Origin of the sequence: Sandarakinorhabdus oryzae, assembly GCF_009733735.1 — a bacterium.
GTDB lineage: Bacteria > Pseudomonadota > Alphaproteobacteria > Sphingomonadales > Sphingomonadaceae > Sandarakinorhabdus > Sandarakinorhabdus oryzae.
In genome coordinates this window covers 1-7,674 of sequence record NZ_WNJP01000133.1, presented here as the reverse complement: position 1 = coordinate 7,674, position 7,674 = coordinate 1, and the positions used below count along the sequence as shown (strand labels likewise).

Sequence of the window (7,674 nt, the reverse complement as noted above, 5' to 3'; positions counted from 1 at the left end):
CCAGAGGCGGCCGCCGCCAGTTGCAGCCGGCGCGTCACGGTCAGATCGACGGCGCTGGCACTCCCCGCCTCGATCACCAGGCAGGCCAGCGCGGCACAGCGCTGCGCCTCGGCGGCGGCGCGCAGCATCGGGACGGCGCCACCGGCTGCTACCCACCACAGCCGCCCGGGATCGCCGCCCAGTTCGGCCAGGCCCGCACCATAAATCCGCCCATCCTCGCCGCGGGCATCGGCCAGCCACAGGATCGGACCCGTGCGCGGGGCGGCCAGCGCCAGCATCAGCGCCAGTGCGGTGCCGCCCGGCCCATAGATTTCATGGCACCCCGCCAAGAGCAGCCCGCCGCCCAGCGCCGCATCCACGCGCCCGCCATCCAGCGCCAGCCGCCCGGCAGCGACCGGGACAGGCGGGGACACAGGTGGCACCAGGCGGGCAACAGGCGGCAACAGAACGACTCACTTTCAGCAACATGTTCCACTTTTGTTCACGTTGCCGCCAGCCGCTCCCCCGAGTCAAGCCGGCTGGTCTGTCGCAGGGATCAGCGCGCCCGCGCCGCCGCCTCGCGCACCAGCAGGATCCGGTCCTGCCCGAAATACATGTCCTCACCGGCCACGAAGAAGGTTGGGCTGCCGAAGCCGCCGCGGGCAATCAGTTCGTCGGTATTGGCGCGCAGCTTCGCCTTCATCTCCGGCGCATCGGCCTGTTCCAGTGCCGCCGCGCCTAACCCGCCGGCCGCCGCCGCCTCGGCCAGCACATCGGGCAGGCTGATGTCGCGGTCCTCGCCCCAATAGAGCTGGAAGATGCGGCGGGCGACCGGCTCGCACACCGAGGCATCGGCCGCCACCAGGCACAGCCGCATCGCGCGCGCACTGTTGATCGGGAAGATGCTGGGTGTCCATTTGATGCTGAGGCCCGATCGGCGGATCCAGTCGTGCAGGTCCTTGGTGAAATAGCGCGCCTTGGGCACCACCGGCTTGGAGCGCATTTCATAGACGCTGGGGTTCACCGTGTTGAACACGCCGCCGACCAGGAACGGGCGGAAACACACGCCAAAGCCATCCTCGTTCGCCGCCTTCACCAAGGCTTCAAAGCCCAGATAGGTCCACGGGCTCGAACAATCGAAGAAGAATTCCACCTGTGCCGTCATGCCCCTCTCCCCAAACGCCGTGTTGCCGTTACTGTGGGGCCATGACGCATCGTTTCAAACCGCTCTTTTTGCTGGCACCGCTGGCCGCGCTGTTGATGGCAGCGGCGCCCACCACCGCGCCGGCCGCCGCCCCCAGCCGCGAGGAGCGCCTGGCCCAGGCCGCCGGGCTGGTGGACAATGGCAAGCCGGCCGAAGCGCTAGCCATCCTCGATCCGCTGCTGGAAGCGTCCGATCTGCCGGCCGACAAGGGCCAGGTCGAAGGCCTGCGCAGCTTTGCCCTCGCCCGGCTCGGCAAGTTCGCTGAAGCCCGCGCCGCCATCGAGCTGGCTGTGGACGCCGCGATCACCCCCACCCCGCTGCTGCTGCGCCAGCTTTTCGTGCTGCGCTCCCTGACCGGCGATGTGGCCGGTGCCGGGCAGACGCTGCAGCTGGTCGCCACCACCAACCCGAAATGGCTGGCCCAGCTGCCGACAGACCTGGTTGGCGAAGTGCAGCATGCCGCCGCCAGCGACGAGCAGCGCGCCTTTGATCTCGCCTACACATTGGTCACCGCCAATTATGCCCCGGCCGAGGAGACGGTGAGCGATGGCGATGCCCTGCGGCTGCAGGTGATCGCCGGCCTGGCCAAGCGCGACCGGCTGGACGATGCCAAGCCGATCATCGCGGCGCTGGTCAACACCGCCAACATCGCCCGGCTGGCGATCGACCGGCGCTACCAGTCGCTGTGGCCGGCGCTGGAAGCCCGGCTCGGCCCTGGCGCCGACATCGCTGACCAGGCCTTCATCGCGGCAGCCGAAAAGCGCCTGGCCGCCAGCCCGCAATCGATCGTGGCCCGCGCCGGGGTGGCCGAAGCGCTCAACATCGCCAGCAAGGAGCCGGAGGCGCTGGAGCGCATCAAGGACATCGGTGCCACGCCGGACGCATTGGCTAAGATGAGTAATCGCGAACTGTGGACGCTCAATCTCAAGGCCGCCCTGCTCAGCGATGCTGGCCGCACCGACGAGGCATTGGCGGCGCTCGATGCCGTTGCTGCCCTGCCCGCCGAAGGCCGGCCGAGCGGCCTCGCCTTCCGCATCATTGCGGCCGACATGGCCGAGGAAGCCGGCCGCCACGCCGATGCCCTGGCGCGCGTCGCTGCCGCTGACAGCCCCGATCTCAACCCCTATGGCCGCCAGGCGCTGGCCGGCATCCGCGTCTGCGCGCTGGCCCGGTCGGGCAAGCTGGCCGACGCGCAGCAGGCCGCCGCAGCGCTTCCATCTGGCTGGACGAAGGACGGCAACAACCGCGCCGTGCAGTCCGCTTTGTCGTGCCTGGGCAAGCCGGACGCAGCCGCCGCCGTGCTGATCAAGCGGCTGGAGGACGAAAGCAGCCGCGATGATGTGCTGTTCGAACTCCAGCCCTTCCTGATCAACGACCGGCCCAATGCGCCGGACCGGATGACCAAGGCCGCCCTGCGCGCCCTCAAGGCCCGGCCCGACGTGAAGGCCGCCTTCCTGAAATATGGCCGCGACCTGCCGGCGGCTGTGGCCCCGCCGCGGTGACACCATGACCAACGAAAGTTTGCGGCCGGGCTTCGAGCCAGATAGAAAATCTCCGAGCTTCGGAAAGTTGCTGAAGTCTGCGCTTCTGGCTGCTTTGGTCAGCGGTGTTGTGAACGGATTTATCGTTGTTGTTGATTTTTTATTATCAAACTCGTCACATGAGAAAACTGCGATAGTGATTGGATTTCAATTCACTTCTACATTTCTATTATTCTTGATGGCAAACTTCGCTCCCATGCTGTTGGCGGCAAGTCTTGGAACGGTGCTTGCCAAGCGAGTTGAAAACACAGCAGTGCGGGGCCTGTTCTGGCTTCTCAACGGTGGAGCTTGCGGATTTTTGGCCATATCGGTTGCGGTTGCCATGGCGCCCGGAAAAATTCCCGCTGCTGAAGTTTCGAGCTTTGTGGGACCACTTTCCCTGTTCGTCACGGCCGGACTGGTGGGTGGCATTGTGCTCCGCGACATGCTCGATCCGCGCTAACGCCGGAACCGGTCCCTCAGCTCGAACTTCAGCACCTTGCCCGCCGGGTTGCGCGGCAGGGCGTCGACGATCTCCAGCCGGGTCGGCAATTTGTAACGGGCGAGGCGCTCGGTCGCCCAGGCGCGCAGGGCCTCAAGGTCAAGGCTCTGCCCCGGTTTCAGCGCGGCGACGGCGGTGACGCTTTCGCCCCATTTCTCGGATGGTTCACCAAACACCGCCACTTCGGCGATGGCGGGATGGTCATAGAGCGTAGCCTCGATCTCGGCCGGGTAGATATTCTCCCCGCCGCTGATGATCATGTCTTTCAGCCGGTCGCAGATGTAGAGGAAGCCCTCCGCATCGAGATAGCCAATGTCGCCGCTATGGAACCAGCCTTCGGCATCGATGGCGGCGGCGGTGGCTTCGGGCTTGTTCCAGTATCCCCGCATGATGTTGGGGCCGCGCATCAGGACTTCGCCGCGTTCGTTGGCGGGCAACGGCGTGCGGCCATCCTCGTTCACGATCTTCAGATCGACGAACATCATCGGCCGGCCGGCCGAGCCCAGCTTGGCCAGGGCGAATTCGGGGCCGAGGTACGTGCCTGATGGCGCGGTTTCGGTGAGGCCATAGCCCTGGTTCATCGGGATGCCGCGGCCATTGTAGAGCCGCAGCAAGGGCTCTGGTACCGGCGCGCCGCCGCAGATGATCATGCGGATGCTCGACAGATCGGCGCTGGCGAAATCCGGCTGCTGGCTGACGAACAGCAGCATCGCCGGCACCGCGAAGGTGGTGGTGACGCGATAATACTGCACATCGGCGATGAAGCGCGCCGGATCGAAGCCGCGGTGGAGGACGACATGGCCGCCCTTCTGCCAGCAGGTGAGCGGTGACACATTGAGTCCACCAATATGAAACAGCGGCGCCATCACCAGCGTCACATCGGTTTCCAGCACGTCCGAACCAAGGTGCGAGTTGATGTTGGCCCACCAGAAATTGCCGTGGGTCAGCATGGCGCCCTTGGGCCGGCCGGTGGTACCCGACGTGTACATGATCACCGCGATGTCATCGTCGGCGGCGGCCTCGCCCTGGGCCAGCGGGGCTGACCTGCCGACGAAATCGGCCACTGGCCGCCAACCGTCAGCGGGGCCATCGGCCGACAGGAAACGCCGGCAACACAACTGGCCGCGCACGCTGTTGATGATCGGCCGGTGCGGGGCATCGACGACCAGCGTGTGGATGCCGGCATCGTTGATGATATAGTCAAGCTCCGGCCCGGTGAGGCGGAAGTTCAACGGCACGAAGATGGCGCCAAGCCGGGCGGCAGCGAACAGCAGATCGAAATAGAGCGGCTGGTTGAGCCCGAGGAAACCGACACGATCGCCCTTGCAGATACCGCCGGCGCGCAGGGCGGTGGCGAGGCGGTTCACGGCGTCGCCCATCTCGCGATAGCTGCGGGTGGCGCCCTCGAAGGTCAGCGCTGGCCGGTCCGGCGTCTGCTGCACCCGCCGGGTGAACCAGCTGGCCAAGCCAATATCCGCTTTCGTCATTCCAATGCTCCCCAATCCCCGCCCGCTGTGTGGCGCGCCGGCTCGGCAGCGTCAATTGTCAGGCGGCGGCCCACGCGTCGATGGCGGCGAGGTGCGGGGCCTGGGCTTCGGGGGGCAGGAAGCTGCCGGTAAAGCTGTTGCGGGCCAGGGTGACGATTTCGTTGCGCGTCAGGTCGAGCGCGTTGGCAACCGCGATGAAATTGGCGTTCACATAGCCGCCAAAATAGGCCGGATCATCGCTGTTCACCGTCGCCTTCAGCCCGGCCTGCAGCATGCGGCGCAGCGGGTGGCGGGCCAGATCATCGACCACGCACAATTTCAGGTTGGACAGCGGACAGACGGTGAGGGTCAGCTCGTCGCCAGCGATGCGCTCCACCAGCGCTGCATCCTCCAGCGCGCGATTGCCATGATCGATGCGATCCACGCCAAGCACATCCAGCGCCTGCCAGACATAGGCGGGCGGGCCCTCCTCGCCGGCATGGGCGACGATCTTCAGGCCAAGATCCCGGGCACGGGCGAAGACCCGGGCAAATTTCTCTGGCGGGTGGCCGACTTCGCTTGAATCGAGCCCGACGCCATGGATCAGTTGCAGCCACGGCCGCGCTTCATCCAGCGTCGCCTGGGCATCGGCTTCCGAAAGATGGCGCAGGAAGCACATGATCAGCCGCGAGCTGATCCCGCGCGCTTCGCCGGCGGCCAGCGCCCGGGCGATGCCGCTGACGACATGGGCAAAGGGCACGCCGCGCGCCGTGTGGCCCTGGGGATCGAAGAAGATCTCGACATGGCGCACGCCATCGGCGGCCGCGCGGTCGAGATAGGCGGCGGTGAGATCATGGAAATCCTGATCGGTGAGCAGCACCGCCATGCCCTGGTAATAAATGTCCAGAAAATCCTGCAGGTTGGAAAATTCATAGGCGGCACGGATCGCCTCGACACTGTCGAACGCGAGTTTGACACCATTGCGCCGGGCCAGCGCGAACATCATCTCCGGCTCCAGGCTGCCTTCAATGTGCAGGTGCAACTCGGCCTTGGGCAGGCCGGCGATGAAGGCGGCGCGGGCTTCGGGAGAGGCAAAGCCGGTCACTTGGTCAATCCTTCAATCGGCGCCAGGATCACCTCGGCGGCGGGCTTGTGGGCGCGGATCTCGTCTGGGGTCAGCCCGTCGATCTCGTGCGGGAACACCAGCCACTCGTTGCTTTCGTGGATGAAATAATCGGGTTTGAGCGATGTCTGGTTGCGCGCCGGCTTGTACCAGACGGTGGCGATGCGGAGTTCGGTCGGCGTGTTGGCGCGGCAGCGGGCCTGCAATTCGGTCAGGAAGGCCTCGATGCTGCGGCCGGAATCGAACACATCGTCGATCACCAGCAGCCGGTCATCGGCGTTCAGCGTGTCGATCAGATAACCCAACGCATAGACCTTCACGGTTTTCGACTGGCGGTCGATGCCGGTGTAGCTCGCGGTGCGGATGGCGATGTGATCGCATTCCACGCCGTGCACATCGAAGAATTCCTGCACGGCAATGCCGATCGGTGCGCCGCCGCGCCAGATGCCCACCAGGTGCGTCGGGCGAAAGCCGCTTTCCAGCACCTGCCGCGCCAGCCGGAAACTGTCGGCCAGCAGGGCATCGGCGGTGAGCCAGATTTTTTTCACCTCACTCATGCTGTCACCCGCGCGCTGTCGGCCGAATTGGCCGGAAGGCGACAAAGGCGACGGTTTCGCCCGGTTTTTTCGCAGCCATTCGCAACAAACATGGCAAGGGTCGGATCAGGCGTCATGCCCGGCAGGGTGACATTTTTTCCAGGCGTAGGACAGGGGTTCAGCGCCAGCCCTTTGCCTTGGCCGCCGCTTCCTGCGCCGCATCGAACGGCTCGCCGGCGATCATGCCATCAACCAGCGCCGCCACGCCGGGCCCGCTGGCCATGCGATAGCGGCCATCGGCTTCCGGCGGGCGCGCCAGTGCCGCCGTCACGGCCCAGCCATCGCCACTTCGGCAGGCAATGCCTTCCTGGGCCTGCGCCTGCCAGCTGCGGCAGACGCGGCCCTGCGTGTCGCGGAAGCTGAGCGCCACCCGCACCGGGCCGGCGGCAGGCGACGCTGCCAGCTGGTCGTTCAAGGCCACTTCCAACACGCCGCCTGCCTTCAGGCCCGACGGGCTGGTGACGACCAGGCCGGGCGCCGCATCGTCCAGCGTGGCCCGCCCCATGAACAGGCCGAGGGCGAGGCTGGCGGCGAGCGCTGTCACTTGCGGCCACCAGCGGCGCGGCGGTGCGGCTGCTTCGGCCTTCGCGGCGCGGAACGCGGCAAGATCGGTGACTGTGGCCGCCGGCGGCGCCGTCACGGCCTGCAGCAATCGATCCGGCACTGGTTCGGCCAGCACGGCGTCGAAACTGGTCTGCAAGCGCTTTGCCAGCGCGCGGTGGGCGTCTGCCAGCGCCTGTAGATCGGGATCGGCAGCCACTTCGGCGGCAACCCGCGCCGCTTCGTCGGCGGGCAGTTCGCCATCAATCCAGGCCAGCAGTGTGGCATCATCAACCATGGTCATTCTCCCGCAGCAGCTGCAGCAGGGCGGTGCGCCCGCGCAGCAGTCGGCTTGAAACCGTGCCGATCGGCAGATCGAGGATGGCCGCCGCCTCGGCATAGCCCAGTCCCTCGACGGTGATCAGCACCACGACTTCGCGCTGTTCCTCCGGCAGCTGCGCCAGCGCCCGCTGCACCGCCGCCAGCTCTGATCGCGCTTCCAGCTGGCCACGCGGGTCCTCGCCAATATTGAGTCCGTCCTCCTCTGGCGCTTGCCTTGCGTTGCGGCGGGCCTGGGCGCGCGCCGTGTCGATCCACAGGTTGCGCATCACCCGGAAGGCCCAGGCGTCGAAGCGGGTGCCCGGCTGCCACTGGTCGCGGGCGCGCAGCATACGCTCCACGCTGGCCTGGGCCAGATCGTCGGGATCGGCCGGCGGCCGCGCCAGCGCATGCGCCAGCCGGCGC

General features: G+C 66.7%; 8 protein-coding genes and 1 pseudogene. 2 read left to right on the top strand and 7 right to left on the bottom strand.

Annotated elements, in window-relative coordinates:
* Positions 1 to 413, bottom strand: a pseudogene (locus GJ693_RS12000) (ImuA family protein); the annotation flags it as partial.
* A 122-nt stretch (positions 414 to 535) separates the two neighbouring features.
* Positions 536 to 1,144 carry a 2-hydroxychromene-2-carboxylate isomerase gene (locus GJ693_RS11995; RefSeq protein ID WP_156256530.1) on the bottom strand — a complete coding sequence of 203 codons (609 nt, stop codon included), beginning with the start codon at positions 1,142 to 1,144 and terminating at the stop codon, positions 536 to 538.
* Positions 1,145 to 1,185: 41 nt separating this feature from the next.
* Here GJ693_RS11995 and GJ693_RS11990 point away from each other — a divergent pair, with 41 nt between their 5' ends.
* Together GJ693_RS11990 and GJ693_RS11985 are read left to right on the top strand one after the other, a co-directional pair.
* Positions 1,186 to 2,685, top strand: a complete 1,500-nt coding sequence (locus tag GJ693_RS11990; RefSeq protein ID WP_156256529.1) for a tetratricopeptide repeat protein — start codon at positions 1,186 to 1,188, stop codon at positions 2,683 to 2,685.
* Positions 2,686 to 2,689: 4 nt separating this feature from the next.
* Positions 2,690 to 3,166, top strand: coding sequence for a hypothetical protein (locus tag GJ693_RS11985; protein ID WP_156256528.1), 477 nt, complete (start codon positions 2,690 to 2,692; stop codon positions 3,164 to 3,166).
* Here the strand turns inward: GJ693_RS11985 and GJ693_RS11980 are convergent.
* The 5 genes from GJ693_RS11980 to GJ693_RS11960 all read right to left on the bottom strand — a co-directional run.
* Positions 3,163 to 4,692, bottom strand: a complete 1,530-nt coding sequence (locus GJ693_RS11980) for an acyl-CoA synthetase (protein WP_156256527.1) — start codon at positions 4,690 to 4,692, stop codon at positions 3,163 to 3,165. The two genes, GJ693_RS11985 and GJ693_RS11980, sit on opposite strands and share 4 nt — an antisense overlap.
* 58 nt (positions 4,693 to 4,750) lie before the next feature.
* Entirely contained in the window at positions 4,751 to 5,776 is a 1,026-nt protein-coding gene (locus tag GJ693_RS11975; RefSeq protein ID WP_156256526.1) for an adenosine deaminase, read from the bottom strand.
* The gene (locus GJ693_RS11970) at positions 5,773 to 6,351 is read right to left on the bottom strand and encodes a phosphoribosyltransferase (protein WP_156256525.1); all 579 of its coding nucleotides are present in this window, start codon (positions 6,349 to 6,351) and stop codon (positions 5,773 to 5,775) included. Before GJ693_RS11970 ends, GJ693_RS11975 begins: the two co-directional genes overlap by 4 nt.
* Positions 6,352 to 6,508: 157 nt before the next feature.
* The gene (locus tag GJ693_RS11965; RefSeq protein WP_156256524.1) at positions 6,509 to 7,228 is read right to left on the bottom strand and encodes an anti-sigma factor; all 720 of its coding nucleotides are present in this window, start codon (positions 7,226 to 7,228) and stop codon (positions 6,509 to 6,511) included.
* On the bottom strand, positions 7,221 to 7,674 hold a 454-nt coding region (locus GJ693_RS11960), incomplete at its 5' end, for an RNA polymerase sigma factor (protein ID WP_235902848.1). The genes GJ693_RS11960 and GJ693_RS11965, both read right to left, overlap by 8 nt.

What these genes read in the sequence shown, in the direction of transcription:
- GJ693_RS11985 (WP_156256528.1), top strand. Translation starts at nt 2,690, where the DNA reads ATGACCAACGAAAGTTTGCGGCCGGGCTTCGAGCCAGATAGAAAATCT.
- GJ693_RS11965 (WP_156256524.1), bottom strand. Translation starts at nt 7,228, where the DNA reads ATGGTTGATGATGCCACACTGCTGGCCTGGATTGATGGCGAACTGCCC.
- GJ693_RS11970 (WP_156256525.1), bottom strand. Translation starts at nt 6,351, where the DNA reads ATGAGTGAGGTGAAAAAAATCTGGCTCACCGCCGATGCCCTGCTGGCC.
- GJ693_RS11980 (WP_156256527.1), bottom strand. Translation starts at nt 4,692, where the DNA reads ATGACGAAAGCGGATATTGGCTTGGCCAGCTGGTTCACCCGGCGGGTG.
- GJ693_RS11995 (WP_156256530.1), bottom strand. Translation starts at nt 1,144, where the DNA reads ATGACGGCACAGGTGGAATTCTTCTTCGATTGTTCGAGCCCGTGGACC.
- GJ693_RS11990 (WP_156256529.1), top strand. Translation starts at nt 1,186, where the DNA reads ATGACGCATCGTTTCAAACCGCTCTTTTTGCTGGCACCGCTGGCCGCG.